Here is a 272-nt window from a genome sequence, read left to right on the forward strand (position 1 = left end):
GTGCCTGTGGAGGTATCAAGGGGGTCATGTCCTTCCCATGTGATGGAACATCCGGCACTGATTTCATCGAGGACTGGGTGAAGATTGCATTGCCTGCCAAGAACAAGGTGCTGGCTGAGAACGGAGACTTATCATTCGACCATCAATGTGGCACGTGCGAAAAGGAAGCCGTGAACGTCTCTCTAGGAAACCTCCTGACGTACCCATTTGTGAGAGAAGGGTTGGTGAAGAAGACTCTCGCACTAAAAGGAGGGCACTATGATTTCGTGAAG

General features: G+C 50.7%; 1 protein-coding gene. It reads left to right on the forward strand.

All coding sequences use genetic code 11. From position 1 onward, the window contains the following. Nucleotides 1–14 precede the first annotated feature (14 nt). Nucleotides 15–272: carbonic anhydrase (locus tag ACODJP_RS14055; protein ID WP_422482558.1), on the forward strand; the 258-nt coding region annotated here is incomplete at its 3' end.

Origin of the sequence: Pleomorphochaeta sp. DL1XJH-081, assembly GCF_049310885.1 — a bacterium.
In the GTDB taxonomy this organism is placed as follows: Bacteria; Spirochaetota; Spirochaetia; order Sphaerochaetales; family Sphaerochaetaceae; genus CAYZJV01.